The sequence below is a fragment of the Niveispirillum sp. FG148 genome, from assembly GCF_057809655.1.
Genome location: NZ_JBMDKJ010000002.1, coordinates 108,572 through 130,209 on the forward strand (window position 1 = coordinate 108,572; position 21,638 = coordinate 130,209).

Consider the following 21,638-nt stretch of genomic DNA (forward strand, 5'->3'; position numbering starts at 1 on the left):
CAACGAACAGGGGTTAGATCCATGACACTGCGCAAACGCCTGCTTGTTCCTTTATTGGCCGCCACCTGGCTGTCGGCCGCACCGGCCCTGGCCCAGGACCCGGTCCCGGCGGTTCCGGCCACGGCGGCTGCGGCCGGATCGGCCGTGCAGGCCACGGCTCCGGTCGCTCATCCCCTGACGCGGGAGGATGTGGAGACAATGGTCGACGGCTTCCTGCCCTACGCGCTGAAGCGCGGGGATATCGCGGGGGCAGTGGTGACCGTGGTGAAGGACGGACAGATCCTGTTCGCCAAGGGCTACGGCGTTGCCGACCGGGAAACGAACGAGCCGGTGGACCCCGAGAAGCATCTGTTCCGGCCGGGCTCCATTTCCAAGCTGTTCACCTGGGTCGCGGTGATGCAGCAGGTTGAGGCCGGGCGCATCGACCTGGACACCGATATCAACAAATATCTGGGCTTCAAGATCCCGGACACCTGGCCGGAACCGATCACGCTGCGTCATGTGATGACGCATACGGCCGGCTTCTCCGAGACGGTAAAGGACCTGATCGTGCGCGGGCAGAACAGCCCGCTTGACCTGGAAAAGCTGCTGTCCCGCTGGGTTCCGGAACGCGCGTTCCGGCCGGGCACGGTGCCGGCCTATTCCAACTATGCCACGGCACTTGCCGGCCTGATCGTGCAGCGCGTCAGCGGGGAAAAGTTCGAGGATTACGTCGCAAAGCACATCATGGCACCCGCCGGGATGCAGCATTCCAGCATGGCCCAGCCCCTGCCGGCCAATCTGGCGCCGCTGATGTCCAAGGGCTATCTGTCATCTCGCGCGCCAGCACAGGATTTCGAGGTGGTGAACCACGCCCCGGCCGGTTCGCTGTCGGCCAGTGGCGCCGACATGGGCCGGTTCATGATTGCGCTGATGAACAGGGGGGAAGGCCCGAACGGGCGCATCCTGACGCCGGAAAGCCTGGCCCAGATGTGGAAGCCGCAATATCGCCCCCTGCCCGGCCAGGAACTGGCCATGGGTCTTGGCTTCTATGAGCAGAACCGCAACGGCTATCGCATCATGGGCCATGGTGGCGACACGACCCTGTTCCACAGCGACCTGGCCATGTGGCTGGATGAAGGGGTCGGCCTCTACATCTCCATGAACAGCACGGGGGATGAGGTGTCGCGCGGCCCCATCCGCACCGAACTGCACCGCATGTTCGCCGACCGCTACTTCCCGGCAAAGGCCGCAGCGGAAGCGCCCAAGGCCGAACCCGTGAAGCGCAAAATACCGGTCGGCGGCACCTTCTATATGTCCCGCCGGGCGGAAGGCACCCTGGTCAGCGTCATCAACCTGTTGGGCCAGGGAGATCTGGTGACCAATGATGACGGTACCGTCACCTTCACCCTGTTCCGTGATTATGCCGGCCAGCCAAAGCACTGGCGGGAGGTGGCACCCGACCGCTGGCAGGAGCCGGGCAGCGACAGCCTGATGCACACGAAGACGGACGAGAACGGCCGCGTCACCGCCATCACCACCGACGACTACCCCGCCATCTTCGTAGCCCAGCCCGTTCCCGCCAGCATTAACAAGGGCTGGAACCTGCCGGCCATCGCCCTGTCGATCAGCATCGCCCTGTTTACCGTCATCTGGTGGCCCGTGGCCGCCATTGTCCGCCGTCGCTATGGCGTGGCGCATCCGCTGACGGGTCAGCACCTTCTGGCCGACCGGCTGGTGCGGGTGGCCAGCCTGCTGTCGGTGACCTGTCTGGCCGGCTTCGGTCTGGTCATGGCGCTGGCCGTCGATCCGCTGATGTTCGGTGAACTGGATCTGCAGCTACGGTTGCTGCAACTGTCCGGCCTGTTGGGTCTGCTGGGTCTGTTCCCGGCCGGCTGGCGCGCCTGGAAGCTGTGGACCGACCCGGCCGCCGGCTGGTGGGCCCGCATCCGGGCCAGCCTGATGGTGCTGATCTTCATCTACTTCCTGTATCTGATCGAACGGTTCCACCTGATCGGATTCAGCCTGAATTACTAAGCTTTTTCCATCACTTCACCCCCGGACGGTGCCTGCCGTCCGGGGGTTTTTTATCACCAGCCCCGGAGTTTGCAGACAATGTCCATCATCCCCGCCCTGTCGCCCGCACTCGCTGCCGGCGATCTGATTTTCCTGTCCGGCCAGTTGGCCTTTGGGCCTGATGGCACCATCGTGGCGCCCGACGATGTGGCCGCACAGACAAGGCAGGTTCTGGCCAACCTGGCCCGTGTTCTAGCCGGCCAGGGACTGGACCTGTCCGACATCGTGAAGACGACGGTCTGGCTGACCGACATCGCGGACTTTCCGGCCTTCAATGCCGCCTACGCCCAGACCCTGGGCGACCATCGCCCGGCGCGCTCCACGGTCCGGTCCGACCTGATGTTGCCCGGTGCAAAGGTAGAGATTGAGGCCATCGCCAAGCGGCGCTGAAATAAAAACCCCGGACGGGGAACCGTCCGGGGTCAAGTTTCTCTCTGGAGCGAACTGCCGTCAGGCATCCAGGCCCAACGGATCGGCCACGCGCGGCCAGAAATCCAGCTTGCGCGTGCGATAGGGGATGCTGGTGAATTCCGGGGCGATGGCGCCGGGTGTGGAGACATACTGGATGGAGGATGCCAGCGGCGCGAAACCCGCGTGGAAATGCTGGGTCGACTTCACCACGATCAGGTCCAGGCCCGACAGATCGATGCCCAGGCCGGTAAACGCATCCGGCTGGAAGACCTGACTGCGCTGGCTGGCCAAAACGATCTGCAATCCGCCCGGCCCCTCCAGCCAGACCGACAGGCCAAGCGCCGTCGGCTCCTTGTCCAGTCCCGTCTGGAAATGGGCGGTGACGATATTGCGGACAGTCACCGGCAGATCCACCGGATCGCCCGACGCCGGGCCGCACTTGCCGCCCAGCCGCAAGTCGAAATGCGACCCGATACCGGCGTTCACACAGATATTGATGGCTCCCAGGTCCCAGAAGCAGCCGATGGCGGCATTGCCGATGCCCCGGTCCAGAAGACGGCGCAGGATGAATGTGCTGTCGCCCGGTGCACCGCCACCGGGATTGTCAGCCACATCGGCCAGGACAGCCGGACGGCCCGCCACCTTGGGCGCCGCAACAACCCGGTCCAGCGCCGCGTCGATGCTGGTGACATTGGGGCGCAGCGCCTCCCGCACCCGGTAAAGCCGCTCCCCGAATGATCGGGCCAGGACCGATGCCTTGACCGCATCGCCGTCGGCCACCACCCATACGCGGGTGCCGGTCCAGTGCGTATCGCCCCAGGGAAATCCATGGGCCAGAGAGACGGAAAGGACACTGTCCCGACCCTCCGCCGCCTTCATATCAGCCACGAAGGACAGCATCGGTTCCACGGTCGTGGGATAGAGCGTAATCATCCGGCAATCGAAATCCCGCATCACCGGCCGGATCTCCCGCCGGGCCGTGCGCAGGCAGAGGTCGAACAGTTCGTCCGCCCGTTCGATCCCGTCGGTATGCGGATATTCCTTCATGGCGATCAGGATGTCGGCGCTGTCCAGCATCTGTGGGGACAGGTGACAGTGCGGATCCAGCTCAGCCCCGATCACCACATCCGGACCGACCTGCGCCCGGATGGCGGCCAGCAGGTCACCCTCGCAGTCATCCTGACCCACGGCCATCATGGCGCCATGCAGCAGCAGCAGGACCATGTCAACCGGCCCCGCCTTGGCGATACCATCCAGCACCTCGGCCTTGAACCCCTCCCAGACGGGGGCCAGCGTTCGCCCGGCCGGTTGGGCATAGGCACATAGGCCTTCCACCACCTCCACCCCGGCTGCTTCTGCCCGCCGATGCCAATGACGCAGGAAGGCCCCACCCTCGCTGATCTGCGGTCGGCGGGAAGCATCGCCATGGAAGATGCCATATTCCTCAAAACTGCCCAGACCGGTTGGCATGGGGGCGAAACTGTTGGTTTCGGTGGCCAGCACGGCCATGAACATGCGCATGGGCTCAATCCCTGTTGCAACGGTCGGGGGACAGGTCGGCGATGGTGACGCCGGCGGCGGCGATATCAGCTGGCAGCGCACCATGATCCAGCAGGCTGGCACCCACCCGCGCCAGCGCCGGCGCCATCTGGATACCGTATCCACCCTGCGCGGCAAACCAGAAGAAGCCGGGATGACAGGCTGGCGAGCCCACCACGGGGCTGCGGTCGGCCACGAAGCTGCGCAGGCCGGCCCAACTGCGCGACACCCGCCGCACCGGCAGATCGGCCGCTTTCTGGACGCGGTCGATGCAGACGGCGATGTCCCATTCATCCGCCTGTGCATCGCACGGGGCAGACGGTGTCTCATCGGCCGGCGAGGCCAGGATCATGCCTGCATCGGGCTTGAAATAGAAACTGCCGGCGGCATCGATCACGGCCGGCCAGGCGTGGATGTCGAAACCCGCCGGGGGATCCAGCATCATGGCCGTGCGGCGCAACGGCATCAGCCCCACCGTGGGAACGCCTGCCATGCGGGCCAGTTCATCGGCCCAGGCACCGGCCGCATTGACCAGCTTTTTCGCCCGGACAGGCCCGTCGGGGAAGGTCAGGGTCCAGGCGGCACCATCCCAGGCTGCCGCCAGCAGCGGGGCGTCGGTGCGCTGTTCCACGCCCCCGGCCTTGGCCCGGCGCAGGAAGCCCTGGTGGATGGCATGTACATCCATGTCCATGGCGTCCGGCTCCCACAGCGCCTCACGCAAGGGGCCTGGATGCAGAATGGGCACCATCTCCCGCGCCGCCTGCGGTGACAGTTCCAGAGCCCTTGCACCCGTACGGGCAGCCGATTCCTTGATTTCCCGCACGGCGTCGGAACCGGACGCTTCCGCCACATACATCACCCCTCGCGGCGTCAGCAGCGGATGCTCGGCAAAGCCAGGCGGCGGCTCCAAGAAAAAGGCGCGACTGGCGGCTGTCAGGACGCAGACGGTGCTGTTGCCATAAAGCACGCTGTAAAGCGCCGCCGACCGTCCCGTCGTGTGGTAGCCGGGGAAACTTTCCCGTTCTGCCAACAGCACCGGCCGCCCCGGTACCGCCTCCGCCAGCATCGCCGCCAGCGAGGCGCCGCCGATGCCGGCGCCGATGATCGCGATGTCGAATTCCTGCATGTGAAACCTCCATTGCCCCCATGCTTGACACTCTTGCCCGATATGTCAAATATTTTTCGTATCGTAAATTGTTGGATATCGCCTGCTCAAATCCAACGGCCCGGATACGGAGGGCGACCGCACGGGACGTGAGGCAATTGGATCACCGTGGAAAGGTGTCAGAATCCAAGTGGATCCTGTGCAGTCAGCGCCATGAGGTCAGGGCTGTGTGACAGGTCGAAGGTCGCAACCTTGACCAAGGATGTAAAATTTTTCGTATCGGAATATTATTTGTTGACCACCTTGCGGAAGCCTGTTTTAATTTTCTGGTAATCAATGAGACGCGCTTCCGTAACCGGCCGCCCCCCCTGGCGGCACCGGAACCGGACCCTGCGCGCCAATGCAAGGGGACCGGACAACGGTCCCTGCCCCGGACAGGAAAGGCGATCACATGGTTTTCAGCTGTGAAACACGGCGTCGGTACAGGCGTGCAGGACTTCTGACCAGCATGGCTCTGTCGGCGTTTCCGCTTCTGCCCGCAGCGGGACAGGCGGCCAGTACCGAACCGCTGCTGTTGGAGGAAATCATCGTCACGGCGCAGAAGCGCCTTGAAAACCTTCAAACCGTCCCGGCCTCCGTGTCTGTGCTGGGCGGCGAGCGGATCGCCCAATCCAGCCCCACGGGGGTTGCCGATTATGCTGCCTATATGCCGGGTCTGGCCATTACCAGCGCTGGTACGCCGGGCCAGGTGTCACTGGCGCTGCGCGGCGTGGCGCCCGTGGGGCCGGGCGCCACGGTCGGCACCTATATCGACGATACGCCGCTGGGATCCAGCGCCAACTATGCCCGGGCCGCCATCTATGCCCTGGACCTGTTCCCTTATGACATCCAGCAGGTGGAAGTGCTGCGTGGGCCGCAAGGCACGCTTTATGGGGCCAGCACCATGGGCGGCCTGCTGAAATATGTGACGCGCAAGCCCGATCTGGACAAGACAGAGGTCCGCCTGGGGACCGACCTGTCGACCACCGACAATGCCGGCGGGATCAACTGGGGCCTGCGCGGACAGGCCAACCTGCCCTTGATTGCCGATCGCCTGGCGGTGCAGGCCAGCCTCTACCGCCAGAAGAACCAGGGCTATATCGGTAATTCCCGCAACGGCGAGGATGATATCAACGACAGCACCCAGAAGGGCGCCCGCGTCGCCTTGCTGTGGCGTCCGGTGGAACCGGTCACGGTGCGTTTGCAGGCCCTGTTCCAGAAAGTGGATTCCCGCAACAATGCCGTCGTCGCCTATGACGTGGTGACCGACCGGCCCATTGCCGGAAAGCTGGACAGCCAGTATTACATGGACCAGCCCTTCAAGAAGGATCTGGACCTCTACACGGCCACCATCGACTGGGACCTGGATTTCGCGTCCCTGACCTCCGCCTCCTCCTACTCCACCGCCAAGGTGGAAACGGTGCAGGATGCCAGTTCCATCTACGGCGTGGCCTTCCCCGCCCTGTCGGGTGGTGCTTTGCCGGCAGGTCTGTCGCGGTTCGATCTGCTGCTGGACCATGAGAAATTCACGCAGGAGGTACGGTTGGCCTCGCCCAGCGGCGGCAGCCTGGAATGGATGCTGGGCGGTTTCTACACCTGGGAGGACAGCACCAACCAGCAGGCCGCAAGTGCCCAGTTCATGGATGGAAAACCCATCCCCGGCCTGGATCCGCTGGCAACGGCCAGCCTGCCGACGACCTATCGGGAAGTGGCCGTTTTCGGCAATGCCACCGTCGCCCTGACCGATATTTTCGACATCACCGGCGGCCTGCGCTGGGCCCACAACAAGCAGGATTTCGAACAGATCTCTGACGGCGCCCTGTTGGGCGGCAAGCAGCGGGTGCCGGGTGACTCTTCCGAAAATGTGCTGACTTTCATGGCAAGCCCGCGCCTGAAGGTGAACCCGGACCTGACGCTTTATGCGCGGGTCGCCAGTTCCTATCGCCCCGGTGGCCCCAATGTCGCCCTGCCCAACGTTCCATCCAGCGTCGATGCCGACACGCTGGTCAGTTACGAAAGCGGCATGAAATCCACCTTGCTTGACGGGCGTTTACAGGCCAACGCTTCCGTCTTTTATATCGATTGGAAGGACATCCAGATTGCCGACTCCAATGGCGGCGTTTCGTTCCTTCGCAATGGCGGCAAGGCCAAAAGTGCTGGCCTGGAATTCGAAACGGTATTTGTGCCGGTGCAGGGTTGGCGCCTGGGCGCCAATGGTGCCTATACGGATGCCAGTTTCAAGGGCGACGTACCGGGCGTCGGGGCCAAGGATGGCGACCGGCTGCCGCTGATCCCCAAATATTCCTTCGCCCTGACCGCCGATCATGAATGGGATCTGGTCGCCGGCTGGGTCGGCAATGCCGGGGGTGGCTATCGCTGGACGGGGGCGGTGAACAGTGCCGCTGAGAACTCGTCCGACTATGTGCGCACCAAGTCGCACGGCGTGCTGGACCTGCATGCAGGCGTCAGCAATGACACCGTGGCTCTGCGTTTTTATATCCGCAATGCCACTAACTCGCGCGCGACGACGGCCGCCGGCCTGATCACCAGCGCTCTGGGCAGCCCGGTCCAGATCGACCGGACCGTCCTGCAACCGCGTACCATCGGGCTCAGCCTTGATCTGACCTATTGACCATCCGGAGGCTGTATCCGGTCGCGTTTCGACTGCTGTAACTTGCCGCAGGGAAAGGGGTTCCATTGCCCCCCGCCCCTGTGGCATTTTTCATTTTTCCGAAGCGCTAACCTAACCCGCCTTAATGGAAAATGCGGGCAGAACCGGGAGTCCAGGACAGATGACGCGGAGAGCACCGATTGGCAAGGCCCTGCGCCGGCTGCGTCTTCAAAATGACTGGACCCTGGCCGACGTGGCGGAACGCACTGGTCTGGCCATCTCCACCCTGTCAAAGGTGGAGAATGATCGCATGTCACTGACTTTTGACAAGATCGTCAGCCTGTGTGAGGGGTTGGGTGTCGATATCGGAACCCTGTTCACGGGCGACCCGGCGCCGACGGGCGAAGTGGTGGCCCCCGCGGCACCGGTGGCCTTGATGACCCGACGCAGCATTGATCGCGGTGGCGGGGAGGATGCGGAAGTTCCCACGAAGAATTATCGACACCGCTATCTCAACACCGACATCACTCACAAGAAGATGATTCCCATCCTGGTCGAGCATCGCGCGCGCACCATGGAAGAGTTTGGTGCCCTGGTCCGGCATCCCGGCGAAGAATTCATCTATGTGATGGAAGGGGCGATCGAACTGCACACGGAGTTCTACGCCCCCACTTTGGTGAGAGCCGGCGAGAGCATCTATCTCGACAGCACAATGGGTCATGCCTATCTGGCCGCAGGCGACGGGCCGTGCCGGACGCTATCGGTCTGTTCCAGCCCTGAACCGGCACTGGCCAAGGCCCTGTTGGTGAATGAACCGACCATCACGTTGAAGAAGCCCGAGAAGGCGTGAGGTGAGCGGCGCCTTGGGGGGATTCATAATTATAATTATTGGATGCAAATTTTAGTGAATTCGATACAGTGGCGGCTCCGGTAACTTTCCGCGAGCATTGTACCCATGTCGTCCCCGCTCCCCCGCAAGGTCGTCGTCACGCAGCGTTTTTTCGACGATCGTTCTCTTGCTTTTCTGCGTGCCCATGGCTGCCAGGTCGATCTGAGACCGCCGCCGCCGGGGTTGGGCGAAGGCGATCTGGATGTGGAGGCGCTGTGCCGCATCCTGGATGGTGCGGCGGGCTGGATCGTCGGGCATGCCCGGGTCACGCGCGCCCTGCTGCAAGCGCTCCCCCATCTTGCGGTCATCGCGCGGCGTGGCGTGGGATATGACAGGGTCGACATCCAGGCAGCGCGTGAATTGGGCAGGGTCGTGACCATCGCAGCGGGGGGCAACGATGCCGCGGTGGCCGATCATACTATCGGGCTGATGATCGCGGTCGGCCGCCGCTTCAGGGAAAGCCAGCAGGCGATGCTGGCCGGCGACTGGTCCATCCTGAATGGCCACGATCTTTGTGAGAAGACGGTGGGCCTGGTGGGGTTGGGCCGCATCGGGAAAAGCGTCGTGCGCCGCCTGTCGGGCTTCGATGCCAGGGTCCTGGTCCATACGCGCACCCCCGACGCCGCCTATGCTGCCCAGACGGGTGTCGATTATGTTGACCTGCCGGAGTTGCTGCGGCGCAGCGACTATGTCAGCCTGCACGCCCCGCTGACGCCGGACACCCGCTTTCTCATGGATGGCCCGGCCCTGGCCGCCATGAAGAAGGGCGCATTCCTGATCAATACCGCCCGGGGCGGCCTGGTCGACGACGCGGCATTGCTGGACCATCTGCGGTCCGGTCATCTGGGTGGCGCCGGACTCGATGTCTTTGTCAGCGAAGGCGACCCCGGCTATCGTCATGTAACGGACGCGTTGCTTGCCCTGCCCAATGTCGTGGCGACGCCGCACGCGGGCGCTTCATCGCATGAGGGGCTGGCGCTGACCAATCTGGTGGCCGCCCGATCGGTGGTGGCCATCCTGGATGGCAGGGAACCGCCACCCGGCTGCATCGTCGCCGACGGTCGGCAATGATCAGGGTTGCGCGATAACCACCTGGTTGCTTTAAGAAGAAAACCGGACGGGGCGCGGAACAGATGAGCGAGATGGCAGACATGGAAGAGACGGCGGCGCAGGACGTCCTGGTGGAACCCCAGCAGACGGAACCTGCAACCCATTCCGTGCTGATGCAGTTGCGCGAGATGATCGTGACGGGACGCATCGCACCGGATTCCAAACTGCGCGCCGAAGCCCTGGCCACGACCCTGGACGTGTCACGCACGCCGATCCGCAGTGCCCTGGCCGTGCTGTCGGCGGAAGGGCTGGTGAATTACAGCGTCAACCGTGGCTATACCGTCCGTACCGTGACCGTTCGGGACGTTTTCGACAGCATCGAGGTGCGCGCGTCGTTGGAAGGGATCGCCGCCCGCACGGCCGCTGACCAGGGTTGGGAGCCGCAGGCCCTGGCGCGATTGGCGGATCTGGTCGCGCGGGGCCGGGACATCCTGAACCGGGGCGAATGGTCGGACGCCATTGAACATGACTGGTATCAACTGAACTGGCAGTTCCACCGGTCCATCATGCAGGCGTCACGCAACGAGGTGCTGCGCAACGCCACCCGCATGACGCTGATCTATCCAGTGCTGGGCGACGTGGCCCGATTATGCCCGACCATCGCCGCCTGCGTGCCCCCCCGCCACCGGCAGATGCCCACCACGCCGCCGGCCCATGTCCTGGAATCCCAGAAAGAGCATGAGGCCCTGGTCGGCGCATTCCGGCGTGAAGACAGCGCAGCAGCGCAGCGTCTGATGACCGAGCATGTGCTGGCCACCAGGCACCGGCTGCACGCCATCGTCATGCCGCGCTGATCAACAGCGCGTCGGCTTGGTTACGCTGCACGCGCGGCGCGGCGGCGGTCGCCGCCGGACCAAATCCCGATGAGTTCCACTCACCGGGATTTGGTATCAGGCCAGTTCCACGTCCAGCAGCCTCACGAATTGCTGACCGCAATGCATGTCCCTTTCCACAATGCCGCCCTGCGGGCTGGTCCGGGCATGGGAGATTTTGACCATGTTCAGGCTGGGCACCGGAAAGTGGCGCACCAGCGCCGGATCGGCCCCGAAAAGGCGCTTGAACAGATCCGGCCCCAGCGCCGGGTGATCGTGGTAGGCCTGGAAATTCCTAGGCCCATCGAAGAACAGGTCGAAAGTCACCCAGTAGGGCCCGGCGTTTTTCGACCGCACATGCCGGCAGACATCCTTCAGCTTGGGCATTACGCCTTCCCCCCTTGGCTCGGATCGATCCAGACCGTGCGCACCAGCGCCATCGGATCATCCAGTTCAACGACATGGTTCAGCAGGAACTCGTAGACGGGCCCGCGGTCGATATCGGCGGGGGAAAAGGCGAAGCCGTAACTGGGTAACTCCTCATCCAGGACAACGGGAAAGTGGAAGAAATACGGGTTGCAGGCCTTGGCGATCTGCGACGCCATCTCCTGGCTGTCGGCCGTGGCCACGAACAGCACGCCGATTTCGCGCGGGGCCGCCGTGCCGGGCGGTGGCCGATCGCCGGAAACAGCGTTCCAGCCATAAAGACGCAGCGAGATATGGAAGTCCCCCGCCGCGGGGCCGATGGTCTTGTGAACCCGGTCGTTAAGGGCGGCCAGCATCCGGTCGTGGAACTCATCCACATTGTTCAGCACATGCGGATCCTGGATACCGATCAGCATGATCGTCTGGAACCGGCGGCTGCCGGCCCCTTCCAGCTTCATCGTATAGGGCTGCGGGCGCCAGACGGACCCGGTGACCTTCACGCTGCGCGCGCCCACCTGCTGATAGACAGCGTCGGTCACGTCCAGGATGCCGCCCGGCTCGGTCAGCAGAAAGGGGTTGCTGTTTTCATAAAGCATGTGGGCCGACACGCTTTCGGGTGTACAGCGGTTATCCTGCGACAATGGCTCCACCTCGAAACTGTCGAAGCCAATGCTGATCAGAACCCCTGCCCCCCTGGTCGGCCACTCGGTACATTGCCCGCCGCACTCGGCGATCTTGGCGGCATGCCAGGCCGGGCCGGCGGGCGCCCCATGCAGCAGCGCATAGCTGGACAGGACCGCCGTGTCGGTCGTGCGTCCCCCCAGGATGATGTCGGCACCGGCCGCCAGTGCCGCCATATAGGGTTCTGGGCCCATGGCCGCCACGATATGGTCGCAGGCATCAATGGTGGCGTCATCCAGCGGCCCCAGCGGGGGCAGCGGCCGAACTTTGCCCGCCGCGTTATAGTCCTTCAGCAGCGCCTTCTCCTGCTCGCAGTAAAGCAACGCGATCCGGGGCGTGATGCCCAGTTCTGCCGCCACCTCCACCACGATGTCGCGCGTCCAGTCCAGATTAAGGTCGCCACCGGCCTGGCCGCTGGTACCGATGATCAGCGGGATGCCGGCATCGGCACCGGCCCGCATCAGGATGGTCAGGTCCCGCTTCACGGAGCCGCGATTATTCTTGGAAATGCCCAGCGCCAGATAGGCCGCGCCACTGTCAGTGGAGCCGGCGTCGGTAGCGATGGCATGCGCACCGCGGGAGATGCCATAGCGCACCTCTTCCTCCCGCGCGCCAGCACCCAGCGACCCGGTGGGAACCAGGATTTTGATCGGACCGTCCAACATGATTGCTCAATCCAGATGATTGCAGAGGCCTGCTGCGAGGCCAGTGACGGCAGGATGAATTATTGCATTCATACTGTCAAGTTTTGGATGCAATTACAGCTCGCATCGGATGGATGCCGGAACGCCAAGGCGCGGGTCGCCGGGGGGGGGGACCAGCAGCGGAAACCGGGCACCAGAGACGGTCCAGTCTGCGCAGCAACGCTGGCCATGCCAGGTGTGTCGCGCCATATCGGCCATGGCACGGTCGATTGCAGACGGATGATTTCAGCCCAGGCGGCGGGCGACATGGGTTACCAGCGCAGGCCCGACAAGCAGCACCAGCAGCACGCGCACTACCTGCGCCGACAAGATGAAAGGCAGATCGACAGGCACGGTGGCCCCGATGATCAGGATGGCGTCGATGCCACCGGGTGTCGTCGCCAGATACCCGGTCAACCAGTCCACCCCACAGACCCGGCTGACCACCGTGCCCAGCAGCGCACAAAGTCCGATGAGCCCGACAGTCGCCGTCATGATCCGCGGAAGCGACCGGGCGCAGCCGGCCAAGGTTTCCCTGGTGAAGGACAGACCGATATTCCAGCCGATGACGGCATAGGCGGCGGCGGCCAGCAGCGGCGGCACCGACGGCGCCGCCAGCCCGCCGGCAATCAGGGCCGCACCGGCCAGCCCTGGGACCAGGAAGGCCCCCGAGGAAAATCGCAGCCAACGCGCCGCCAGACCACCGGCGGCGGCCAACAGGAACGTTTCGCCCAACCCCTTGGGATCAAGGACGGGAAACCAGCCTGCCTTATGGATCGGGATGGCGGAGCCTGACAGCAGATCGGACAGCGCGATGGCGGAGCCCGTCACCATCAGGATGCGCAGATATTGCATGACCGCGACCATACGGGCATCGTCACCCCGTTCATGGGCCAGAGCCACCATCCCCGCGGCACCGCCTGGCGCCAACCCCCAGACTGCTGTCGCCCCGCTGAACCAGCTACCCTTCGCCAGCAGCCAACCCAGGCCCGCGCTGAGCAGCAGGGTTCCGGCCGCCATTGCCAGGAAGAAAGGCAGATGCCGCATCAGGTCCGGCCCCATCGTCTGGCCCATGGCTACCGCCATCAGGCATCCGACAATGGTGTAACTGGCCAGCAGCGCATCCTTTGGGGGCTTGATGGCCATGCCGGCAAGCGCAAAGGCGATGCCTGCCACCAACGGCCCCAGCAGAAGGGCGGCCGGCACCGCCGCCGCCTTCAAGCCCGCCACCAGGATCCCGGTCACCACCGCCAGCAACAGCCAGCGCCATGCCTTGTAGAGCATGGATCACCCCACCCGCAGTGGAATGGCACCCGTTACCAGGGCCGCAACCAATACGACCAACGAGATCAACACTGCCCATTTCAGGGAAAAGCGCTGGGCATCCGCCACGTCAACGCCCAACAGGCCGCAGGCAAGATAGATCGGCGCCAGCAGGGGGCTCAGCGTGTGTACCGGCTGACCGATCAGCGAGGCGCGGGCAATGGCGTCGGCATCGATCCCATAGCCAGCGGCAGTGCTGGCAATGACCGGAACCACGCCGAAATAATAGGCGTCATTCGACATTACGAAGGTCAACGGCATGCTGGCCAGGGCTGTGATCGGAGCCATGTAGGCACCGATGGAGGGCGGGATCACCGTCAGGGCAGCGCTGGCCATGGCATCGGCCATGCCAGCACCATTCAGGATGCCGGTAAAGGAACCCGCAGCAAAGATCAGCACCACCACATTCACAACATTGTCGGCATGGGCGGTGATGCGGGCCTTCTGGTCCCGCAGGCGGGGATAATTGATGGTGATGGCAACAGCAAACGCCCCCATCATCATCACCGGCAGCGGTGCCAGGCCCAGGATCATCCCCAGCACCAGCCCCACGGTCAGCGCAAGATTAAGCCAGAACAGCCGGGGCCGACGGATACCGCGATCAACCTCCATAGCTGCCGCTGATGCCGGCGCCTCTGCATTGTGATCGCGCTGGCCGAGCCGCCGCCGTTCCGACCGGCCGAGATGCCAGGCCAGTGTAAACACCGCCAGCAGGCCCGTCACCATGGCCGGGATCAGGGGGGCGAAAACATTTGTCAGATCCGCACCGACCGCAGCCGCGGCACGGGCAGACGGCCCACCCCAGGGGACATAGTTCATCAAGGAATTGCACAGGCCCAGCAATGTCGCCAGGATCAGCGGGTTCATGCCCACCCGGCGATAAACGGGCAAAAAAGCGGTGATGATGATCAGTGCTGTCGTCGTCCCATCACCGTCCAGTGATACCAGCGTGGTCAGAACTGCCGTGCCCAGCGCGATGCGCACGGGGTCGTCGCCAACCATCGCCAGAACCCGGCGCACCAGCGGGTCGAACAGGCCGGCATCCATCATGACGGCGAAGTAAAGCACGGCAAAGGTCAGCATCAGGGCCGTCGGCGCGACCTGATGCACACCTTGCAGGATCATGTCGCCCAACCCCGCGCCGGCACCCGCCACCAGACCGAACAGGATGGGAATGGCCAGCAGCGCGGCGATGGCCGACATCCGCTTGGTCATGATCAGCACCATGAAGGTGGTGACCATCGCCGTGCCCGCCAGGGCCGGCGAAAGCAATGGTTCGAACAAGGCACTGTCCTCCCGCAGCCGCGGCAACAAGCGGCCCCGGGCCAGTTCTCAGGCATTCGGGGCGCACACGCTACGGCGCATTGTTCCTGGATGAAGGGAATGAGGGTCGTTCAGCCCATCCTGCTATCGTGGGTTCATTCTGTCAATAATGACATCCATACATATTATTTTTGCATCCATTATATTGACCAACGACATCCACCCTGCGTAAGCTAAGTTTACACCCGGCGAACCATTGACCGGGGATAAGCATCCCAGGGAGGACATACGGAATGCGTGCGATCAGTCGCCGGTTCATGAGCTTTGGAACGACCGCCATGCTGCTGCTGCCTGCGGGCGTGGCGATGGCGCAGGATGCGGCCCCGTCCGAAGCGCTGGAGGAAATCATTGTCACCGCCCAGCGCCGCAGTGAACGTCTGCAGGATGTCCCCGTCACCGTCACGGCATTCAGCGCCGAGGAGATCGATCAGGCCCGCCTGCGTCAGATCGACGATATCGCCAGCCGTACGCCCGGCCTGAATTTCGACGCTTTCCCGGCATCACAGCCGCGCATCACCATCCGCGGCATTGGTTCATCCGACCGCGGCGCCGCTGGCGACCCCAGTTCTGCCGTCTTCCTGGACGAGGTCTATCTGGGCCGCCCGGCGGCCGTTGCCTTCGACGCGTTCGACGTCGCGCGGATCGAGGTGCTGAAGGGACCGCAGGGGACCTTGTATGGCCGCAACGTGGTGGGTGGGGCCATCAACGTCGTCACCAACCGGCCCGAACTGGACCGCACCGATGTCGGCCTGGAAGCAACGGTCGGCAATTACGAACGGCTTGAAGGCGCAGCCTTCGCCAACGTGCCGTTGGCGGAGGGCAAGTGGGCGGCCCGCGCCAGCGGCACGTGGCGCACCCATGACGGCTATGTCCGCAACAGCTTCACCGGCGGTCGGGTGGAAGATCAGGATACGCGCAGCGGACGTCTGCAAATTTATGGCGAGCCGTCGGACCAGGTGCGTATCCTGCTGGGCGTTGATGGCACGCGCGACCGGGCCAACGGCCCCGCACAGCATGTGCTGGACCGCGACCAGACCGACCCGCGTGCAGCCCTGTGGACGATTGATCGCAATCGGAGGGTGACCGCGGGTTCCGATGACGGTCAGCAGGACCGCGACACCTGGGGCGCCCGGGGCCAGCTGGATTGGGACCTGCCCTTCGCCAGCCTGACCTATCTGGGCTCCTATCGCGATCTGGAATATTACGCCGCCTATGATTTTGACGGTGGTCACGCGCCGGGCAACCGCATCAACATCTATGGTGCCAATGACGAGACCAGCGATTTTTCCAGCCACGAACTGCGGCTGAACGCCCTTCCCGAGAGCCGGTTCCAGTGGGTGGCTGGGGTTTACAACTACAATAATGAGACCGACCGCCGCGACACGCTGATCATTGATACCGGGCGGCCGGGTACGGAAATCTATGACCAGGCGGCGAAACTGACCAGCTATGCAGCGTTCGGCGACGCCACCATCGCCCTGGATGACCGTTTCTCCCTGATTGGCGGCTTGCGCTATTCCAAGGACAAGAAGGATTACCGGGTCGCCAATACAGCCGGCACCGCGGTGCTGCGCGGTACGGAGCGCTTCGACGTCAGCGTTTCCGACAGCTATGATGCCTGGACATGGCGCACGGGCGGCCAGTACCGGCTGGATGATGACCACCAGCTCTATGGCATGATTTCCCGTGGCTTCAAAAGCGGCGGCTTCCAGGACACGCCAGGTTCGGCCGCCGAAGCGCGCGACGGGTTCGAGCCGGAATTCGCCACGCAGTATGAGTTGGGCCAGAAAAGCAACTTCCTGGGCGGGCGGCTGGTCTGGAACAACACCATCTTTGTGATGAAATACACGGATCTGCAAACACGCCGCACCCTGCCCAACCTGTCCATCGTCACAGAGAATGCGGGCAAGGCCACGATCAAGGGCTATGAGACGCTGCTGAACTGGCGCGTGTTCGCCGGTGCGCGGCTGGCGGCCAGCTATGGCTACACCGATGCCACATTCGACGTGTTCGAACCTGAACCGGGCGAAGATTATTCGGGCAACCGCCTCTCCCGCACGCCCAAACACAAATTCACGCTGACCGCGTCCTACGAGACGGCGCTGCCCATTGGCGGCAGCCTGCTGTTCGCCGCCGATTATCGCTATGAAAGCATGATGTACGACGACAATGCCAATGTGGGACCGGAGCGGCGTCCGGCCACGCACTTTGTCGACGGGCGCATCGTCTACACGGCCGCCTCAGGCCAGTGGACGGTCTCGCTGTGGGGCAAAAATCTGACCAACGAGGTAACGCGCACCTTCCAGGCCGTCTTCCTGGGCGCCAATTTCGGCGCGTATAACCCGCCGCGCACGGTGGGCGCCACGGTTACCTGGCGGCTGTAAGCCAATGCATTGCCCACCGCAGGCACTGTTGCGACGGCTGCTGGAGGCGGCGGTCGCCGCCGCCTCCCCTTCAGTCTGCGTGCCCCCCCACCTTCCCCCACCGCCAACGGGCCGAACCATCGTGATCGGTACCGGCAAGGCCGCCGCCGCGATGGCGGCTTCTGTGGAAAAGCACTGGCAGGCTCCGCTGTCGGGCATGGTCATCACCCGCTACGGTCACGGTGTGCCGTGCCAGTGGGTCGAGGTGGTGGAAGCCGCCCACCCGGTCAGTGACGAGGCCGGACTCCGCGCCACGGCACGGATGCTGGATATGCTGACGGGACTGACCCCGAATGACCTTGTCCTGTGCCTCATTTCCGGTGGCGGGTCCGCCCTGCTGGCCGCACCGGCACCGGGTCTGAGCCTGGGCGATAAACAGCAGGTCACGCGTGCCCTGCTGAAAAGTGGCGCATCAATTGCGGAAATGAATTGCGTGCGCAAACACCTGTCTGCTGTCAAGGGTGGGCGGCTGGCCCAGCTGGCCGCCCCCGCACGGGTTCACACGCTGCTGATCTCGGATGTGCCGGGTGATGATCCGGCCACCATCGCGTCGGGTCCGACACTCCCCGACCGCAGCACCCGAACCGATGCCGCGGCCATCCTGGCTAAATACCGCATCGACACGCCGCCGACCGTGACGCAATGGCTGTCGAACCCAGCCAGCGAAACGCCGAAATCCCTGGCGGCGCTTCCATCCGGTCGGGCCGTGCTGGTGGCGACACCGGCGGATGCCATCGCAGCGGCGGCCGCGGCGGCACGCGGGTTCGGCATGGCGCCCCTGTTCCTTGGCAGCGCGATTGAGGGGGAGGCCCGTCAGGTCGCCGCCGAGCATGCCGACGTCGTACGGGCCGTGTTGAGTGGGGAAATCCCGGCTCCCCGCCCCTGCGTGCTGCTGTCGGGCGGGGAAACCAGTGTGACCGTCCGCGGAAAAGGCCGCGGCGGACGCAATGCGGAATTCCTGCTGGCTCTGGCGCTGGCCCTGAACGGTCAGCTTGGCGTGCATGCGCTGGCGGCCGACACGGACGGCATTGATGGATCGGAGGATAATGCCGGTGCCTGGATCGGCCCCGACATCCTGGCGCGGGCCACAGCGGCGGGGATCTGCGCCGAAGACCGGCTGGCCAACAATGACGGCTACAGCTTCTTCCAGGCCATGGACTGCCTGGTCTTCACCGGCCCTACCCGCACAAATGTGAATGATTTCAGGGCCATCCTGATCGAATGAGGATTGATGGAATGAACAAGAAGCGCGCCTACCGCATCGCCGTCATCCCCGGTGACGGCATTGGCAAGGAAGTGGTCCCCGAAGGGCTGCGCGTATTGCACGCAGCAGCGGAACGGTATGGGATCGATTTCCAGTTCGACCATTTCGACTTTGCCAGCTGCGATTACTACCGGCAGCACGCAAAGATGATGCCGGACGACTGGAAACAGCAGATCAGCGGCCATGATGCGATCTTCTTCGGCGCTGTCGGCTGGCCTGCAACGGTCCCGGACCATATCTCGCTGTGGGGATCGCTGATCCAGTTCCGGCGGGAGTTCGACCAATATGTCAATCTGCGCCCCGTCCGGCTGATGCCGGGTGTGCCCAGCCCCCTTGCCGGCCGGCAACCGGGGGATATCGATTTTTACGTCGTACGGGAGAATACGGAGGGCGAATATTCCGCCATCGGCGGCCGCATCTTTCCAGGCACCGACCGCGAGGTGGTGATGCAGGAAACGGTGATGACGCGCATCGGCACCGACCGCATCCTGAAATACGCCTTTGACCTGGCGCAGCGTCGGGAGCGCAAGCACCTGACATCGGCTACCAAGTCCAACGGAATCGCCATCACCATGCCCTACTGGGACGAAAGGGTGGAGGCGATGGCAGCGTCATATCCCGACATCCGCTGGGACAAGTACCATATCGATATCCTTGCCGCCCATTTCGTGCAGCATCCGGACTGGTTCGACGTGGTCGTCGCCTCCAACCTGTTCGGCGACATCCTGTCCGACCTGGGTCCGGCCTGCACGGGCACCATCGGCATTGCCCCCGCCGGCAACATCAATCCCGATGGCCGCTTCCCGTCCCTGTTCGAACCCGTCCATGGATCGGCGCCGGACATTGCCGGGCAAGGGATCGCCAACCCGGTCGGACAGATCTGGTCGGCGGCGTTGATGCTGGATCATCTGGGGGAATATGGGGCGGGTGCCGCCATTGTGTCCGCCATCGAGATGGTCCTGGCGCAGCCCCATCTGCGGACCCGCGACCTGGGGGGCACCGCCGACACCGTAACCTGCGGCAAGGCCGTCGCCGCTGCTTTGCGCTGAGACAGCCCCTTTTTCCCACACGGTCGGATCAATGGGGGGCCATGGTGAAACAACCGTAGCGCCCATCCATATAGACCAGTGGATTGATCGGGGTGAGGTCATGTACCTGCTGCACCACGCCAATGAACACGCCATGGGTGCCGAATTCCGTGTTCGCGACGTTGCGGCAAAGGAAGCTGGCCTGTGCGTCGGCCAGATAGGCATGGCCGTCTGCCGACCATCGCCAGTCGCCCAGGCCGAACCGCGCTTCCCCTTTCTCCCGGCCGGCGCAAAGGGTGGAGATATCGGCTTGATGCGCCGCCAGGATGTTGATGCAGAAATCCGCCCCTCGGGACAGGGGTTCGAACAGGCTGGCCGAACGGTTCACGCAGATCAGCATGGAAGGCGGGTCCATGCTCAATTCGCTGACGGCTGTCGCGGTCATGGCAAAACGTTGCCCCTGATGGTGGCTGGTGATGACGACGACGGCCTTTGCCAGGCTGCGCAGGCCTCGACGCAGGGCGACGGCGATCCGTGCCGGATCGGATTCAGCGGCGATGTCAGTAGGCATCGATTTCCCTCAGGGCTGCGGCGGCCTCCCGCCAACTGTCCGCGCCCGCCGGCAGGCCGGCATAAAGGGTGGCGTGCAGCAGGATTTCGCGGATTTCCTCCTTGCTAACCCCATTGGCGATGGCGCCCTTCACATGGTTGCGAAGCTGGGCCGGCCGGCTTTGCCCCACCAACATGGCGATGGTCAGCATGGACCGGATCTTCAGCGACAGGCCCGGCCGGCTCCAGACCTCGCCAAAGCAGATGCGGGTGACGGCGTCCTGCAGCGGCATGGTAAAATCATCGGCCTCCAGCAGGCTTTTCATGCCGTCCGCGCCGAAAATCTGTTCACGCAGATGACGGCCGCGTTCGGCGGCCATGTTCTCCGGCAATTCACTCATGGTGTTTTCTCCATGTCATGGGCCCACAGAAGGGGCCGTATGGCGTCGGCCAGTGCCGCCATCTCCCGCGCCGCCGCTGGCGACAAAGCAATGGCGCGCAGGAAGCCGTGGATCATTCCCACAGCCATCATCACCTGAACCTGTCCCCCTGCCTCTCGAAGGCGGCCGGCATATTCCTCCCCCTCCTCCCGCAGCGGGTCATGCTCCGCGATCAGCACCAAAGCAGGTGGCAATGCGGAGAGATTGGGTGCCGAAAGGGGTGGGGCCAGAAATGGCTCGGCCTGCTGCGACTGCTGGTACAGACGGATGAAATCCGCCACCCGCTGGGCCGTCAGCAGCGGGTCACGCCCCCGGCGGTGGGAAGGTCGCCCGGCTGTCATGTCAAAGGCACCGTACATCAGCAACTGGCATACGGGCCTGATTTCCAGGTCCAAATCCCGCGCCAGCATGGCCGTGAGGGTGGCGAACAGGGCGCCGACACTGTCGCCAGCCAACGCGATGCGGCGCGGGTCGACACCCAGCAGACCGGCATTCTCCACGCACCATCGGAACGCCGCCAGACAATCCTCCTGCGCTGCGCGGTAGCTGTTCTCCGGCAGGCGCCGATATTGAACGCTGACGACGACGGCCCCTGTCGCCTCCGCCAGGCTCTGGGCCAGGATGTTGAAGCTTTCGACGCTGCCGAAAACGAAGCCCCCACCATGGAAATAGCAGATGCAGGGTCGTTCGATGTCGCGGCCCGGATGCAGGATGGTGACGGCGATTTCCCGCCCCGGCACCACGATGAAGCTGGCATGATGCTGCAAGCCCGCCGCTGGCGGCCTTGCGAAAGCATCGGCCCCCAGGTCGGCAGCAAGCCGACTGCCGGCCACTGTGCCGCCACCGGCCGCCTGTCCCGCCCTGAAGGCCGCGATATAGGCCTCCATCCCTTCCGCCAGGGTTACGGGTGCCTCTGTCACGGAACCG

The 21,638-nt window shown here is 64.1% G+C and carries 18 protein-coding genes; 9 read left to right on the forward strand and 9 right to left on the reverse strand.

Annotated features, from left to right (window positions below; translation table 11 throughout):
• The first annotated feature begins 21 nt into the window (after window positions 1-21).
• Together ACODTW_RS02355 and ACODTW_RS02360 are read left to right on the forward strand one after the other, a co-directional pair.
• On the forward strand, window positions 22-2,016 hold the full coding sequence (locus ACODTW_RS02355) for a serine hydrolase domain-containing protein (protein WP_488944268.1): 1,995 nt from the start codon (window positions 22-24) through the stop codon (window positions 2,014-2,016).
• 78 nt (window positions 2,017-2,094) lie between these two features.
• The gene (locus ACODTW_RS02360) at window positions 2,095-2,445 is read left to right on the forward strand and encodes a RidA family protein (RefSeq protein ID WP_488944269.1); all 351 of its coding nucleotides are present in this window, start codon (window positions 2,095-2,097) and stop codon (window positions 2,443-2,445) included.
• 60 nt (window positions 2,446-2,505) lie between these two features.
• Here the strand turns inward: ACODTW_RS02360 and ACODTW_RS02365 are convergent, their stop codons facing one another.
• Together ACODTW_RS02365 and ACODTW_RS02370 are read right to left on the reverse strand one after the other, a co-directional pair.
• Entirely contained in the window at window positions 2,506-3,987 is a 1,482-nt protein-coding gene (locus tag ACODTW_RS02365; protein ID WP_488944270.1) for a M81 family metallopeptidase, read from the reverse strand.
• Between the two features lie 4 nt (window positions 3,988-3,991).
• Window positions 3,992-5,131 carry an NAD(P)/FAD-dependent oxidoreductase gene (locus ACODTW_RS02370; RefSeq protein ID WP_488944271.1) on the reverse strand — a complete coding sequence of 380 codons (1,140 nt, stop codon included), beginning with the start codon at window positions 5,129-5,131 and terminating at the stop codon, window positions 3,992-3,994.
• Window positions 5,132-5,618: 487 nt separating this feature from the next.
• Here ACODTW_RS02370 and ACODTW_RS02375 point away from each other — a divergent pair, with 487 nt between their 5' ends.
• The 4 genes from ACODTW_RS02375 to ACODTW_RS02390 all read left to right on the forward strand — a co-directional run bounded on the left by ACODTW_RS02375 (window position 5,619) and on the right by ACODTW_RS02390 (window position 10,553).
• A complete protein-coding gene (locus ACODTW_RS02375) occupies window positions 5,619-7,781 on the forward strand; it encodes a TonB-dependent receptor (protein ID WP_488944272.1) in 2,163 nt (720 codons plus the stop codon).
• Window positions 7,782-7,941: 160 nt separating this feature from the next.
• The gene (locus ACODTW_RS02380) at window positions 7,942-8,610 is read left to right on the forward strand and encodes a helix-turn-helix domain-containing protein (protein WP_488944273.1); all 669 of its coding nucleotides are present in this window, start codon (window positions 7,942-7,944) and stop codon (window positions 8,608-8,610) included.
• 105 nt (window positions 8,611-8,715) lie between these two features.
• A complete protein-coding gene (locus ACODTW_RS02385; protein WP_488944274.1) occupies window positions 8,716-9,720 on the forward strand; it encodes a phosphoglycerate dehydrogenase in 1,005 nt (334 codons plus the stop codon).
• A gap of 62 nt (window positions 9,721-9,782) precedes the next feature.
• A complete protein-coding gene (locus ACODTW_RS02390) occupies window positions 9,783-10,553 on the forward strand; it encodes a GntR family transcriptional regulator (RefSeq protein WP_488944275.1) in 771 nt (256 codons plus the stop codon).
• 96 nt (window positions 10,554-10,649) lie between these two features.
• Here the strand turns inward: ACODTW_RS02390 and ACODTW_RS02395 are convergent, their stop codons facing one another.
• The 4 genes from ACODTW_RS02395 to ACODTW_RS02410 all read right to left on the reverse strand — a co-directional run bounded on the left by ACODTW_RS02395 (window position 10,650) and on the right by ACODTW_RS02410 (window position 14,968).
• A complete protein-coding gene (locus ACODTW_RS02395; protein WP_488944276.1) occupies window positions 10,650-10,958 on the reverse strand; it encodes a DUF4387 domain-containing protein in 309 nt (102 codons plus the stop codon).
• Window positions 10,958-12,343 (reverse strand): acyclic terpene utilization AtuA family protein, encoded by a 1,386-nt coding sequence (locus ACODTW_RS02400; RefSeq protein ID WP_488944277.1) that lies wholly within the window; start codon window positions 12,341-12,343, stop codon window positions 10,958-10,960. The genes ACODTW_RS02395 and ACODTW_RS02400 overlap by 1 nt, the downstream gene beginning before the upstream one ends.
• A 264-nt stretch (window positions 12,344-12,607) precedes the next feature.
• A complete protein-coding gene (locus tag ACODTW_RS02405) occupies window positions 12,608-13,645 on the reverse strand; it encodes an AbrB family transcriptional regulator (RefSeq protein ID WP_488944278.1) in 1,038 nt (345 codons plus the stop codon).
• Between the two features lie 3 nt (window positions 13,646-13,648).
• Window positions 13,649-14,968 carry a CitMHS family transporter gene (locus ACODTW_RS02410; protein WP_488944279.1) on the reverse strand — a complete coding sequence of 440 codons (1,320 nt, stop codon included), beginning with the start codon at window positions 14,966-14,968 and terminating at the stop codon, window positions 13,649-13,651.
• 272 nt (window positions 14,969-15,240) lie between these two features.
• Between ACODTW_RS02410 and ACODTW_RS02415 the strand changes: the two genes are divergently transcribed.
• From ACODTW_RS02415 to ACODTW_RS02425, 3 genes are read left to right on the forward strand one after another with little or no spacing between them, the layout of a single operon-like run.
• Window positions 15,241-17,391, forward strand: a complete 2,151-nt coding sequence (locus ACODTW_RS02415; protein ID WP_488944280.1) for a TonB-dependent receptor — start codon at window positions 15,241-15,243, stop codon at window positions 17,389-17,391.
• Window positions 17,392-17,419: 28 nt separating this feature from the next.
• The gene (locus tag ACODTW_RS02420) at window positions 17,420-18,655 is read left to right on the forward strand and encodes a glycerate kinase type-2 family protein (protein ID WP_488944281.1); all 1,236 of its coding nucleotides are present in this window, start codon (window positions 17,420-17,422) and stop codon (window positions 18,653-18,655) included.
• An 11-nt stretch (window positions 18,656-18,666) separates the two neighbouring features.
• A complete protein-coding gene (locus ACODTW_RS02425) occupies window positions 18,667-19,743 on the forward strand; it encodes a tartrate dehydrogenase (RefSeq protein ID WP_488944282.1) in 1,077 nt (358 codons plus the stop codon).
• Between the two features lie 28 nt (window positions 19,744-19,771).
• Here the strand turns inward: ACODTW_RS02425 and ACODTW_RS02430 are convergent, their stop codons facing one another.
• From ACODTW_RS02430 to ACODTW_RS02440, 3 genes are read right to left on the reverse strand one after another with little or no spacing between them, the layout of a single operon-like run.
• The gene (locus ACODTW_RS02430) at window positions 19,772-20,293 is read right to left on the reverse strand and encodes a flavin reductase family protein (protein WP_488944283.1); all 522 of its coding nucleotides are present in this window, start codon (window positions 20,291-20,293) and stop codon (window positions 19,772-19,774) included.
• On the reverse strand, window positions 20,283-20,672 hold the full coding sequence (locus ACODTW_RS02435) for a carboxymuconolactone decarboxylase family protein (protein WP_488944284.1): 390 nt from the start codon (window positions 20,670-20,672) through the stop codon (window positions 20,283-20,285). Before ACODTW_RS02435 ends, ACODTW_RS02430 begins: the two co-directional genes overlap by 11 nt.
• On the reverse strand, window positions 20,669-21,631 hold the full coding sequence (locus tag ACODTW_RS02440; protein ID WP_488944285.1) for an alpha/beta hydrolase: 963 nt from the start codon (window positions 21,629-21,631) through the stop codon (window positions 20,669-20,671). Before ACODTW_RS02440 ends, ACODTW_RS02435 begins: the two co-directional genes overlap by 4 nt.
• Window positions 21,632-21,638 lie beyond the last annotated feature (7 nt).

Coding starts and splice junctions, on each gene's coding strand:
- ACODTW_RS02425 (WP_488944282.1), top strand. CDS start 18,667: ATGAACAAGAAGCGCGCCTACCGCATCGCCGTCATCCCCGGTGACGGC.
- ACODTW_RS02375 (WP_488944272.1), top strand. CDS start 5,619: ATGGCTCTGTCGGCGTTTCCGCTTCTGCCCGCAGCGGGACAGGCGGCC.
- ACODTW_RS02415 (WP_488944280.1), top strand. CDS start 15,241: ATGCGTGCGATCAGTCGCCGGTTCATGAGCTTTGGAACGACCGCCATG.
- ACODTW_RS02380 (WP_488944273.1), top strand. CDS start 7,942: ATGACGCGGAGAGCACCGATTGGCAAGGCCCTGCGCCGGCTGCGTCTT.
- ACODTW_RS02435 (WP_488944284.1), bottom strand. CDS start 20,672: ATGAGTGAATTGCCGGAGAACATGGCCGCCGAACGCGGCCGTCATCTG.
- ACODTW_RS02385 (WP_488944274.1), top strand. CDS start 8,716: ATGTCGTCCCCGCTCCCCCGCAAGGTCGTCGTCACGCAGCGTTTTTTC.
- ACODTW_RS02365 (WP_488944270.1), bottom strand. CDS start 3,987: ATGCGCATGTTCATGGCCGTGCTGGCCACCGAAACCAACAGTTTCGCC.
- ACODTW_RS02355 (WP_488944268.1), top strand. CDS start 22: ATGACACTGCGCAAACGCCTGCTTGTTCCTTTATTGGCCGCCACCTGG.
- ACODTW_RS02430 (WP_488944283.1), bottom strand. CDS start 20,293: ATGCCTACTGACATCGCCGCTGAATCCGATCCGGCACGGATCGCCGTC.
- ACODTW_RS02395 (WP_488944276.1), bottom strand. CDS start 10,958: ATGCCCAAGCTGAAGGATGTCTGCCGGCATGTGCGGTCGAAAAACGCC.
- ACODTW_RS02400 (WP_488944277.1), bottom strand. CDS start 12,343: ATGTTGGACGGTCCGATCAAAATCCTGGTTCCCACCGGGTCGCTGGGT.
- ACODTW_RS02370 (WP_488944271.1), bottom strand. CDS start 5,131: ATGCAGGAATTCGACATCGCGATCATCGGCGCCGGCATCGGCGGCGCC.
- ACODTW_RS02390 (WP_488944275.1), top strand. CDS start 9,783: ATGAGCGAGATGGCAGACATGGAAGAGACGGCGGCGCAGGACGTCCTG.
- ACODTW_RS02405 (WP_488944278.1), bottom strand. CDS start 13,645: ATGCTCTACAAGGCATGGCGCTGGCTGTTGCTGGCGGTGGTGACCGGG.
- ACODTW_RS02360 (WP_488944269.1), top strand. CDS start 2,095: ATGTCCATCATCCCCGCCCTGTCGCCCGCACTCGCTGCCGGCGATCTG.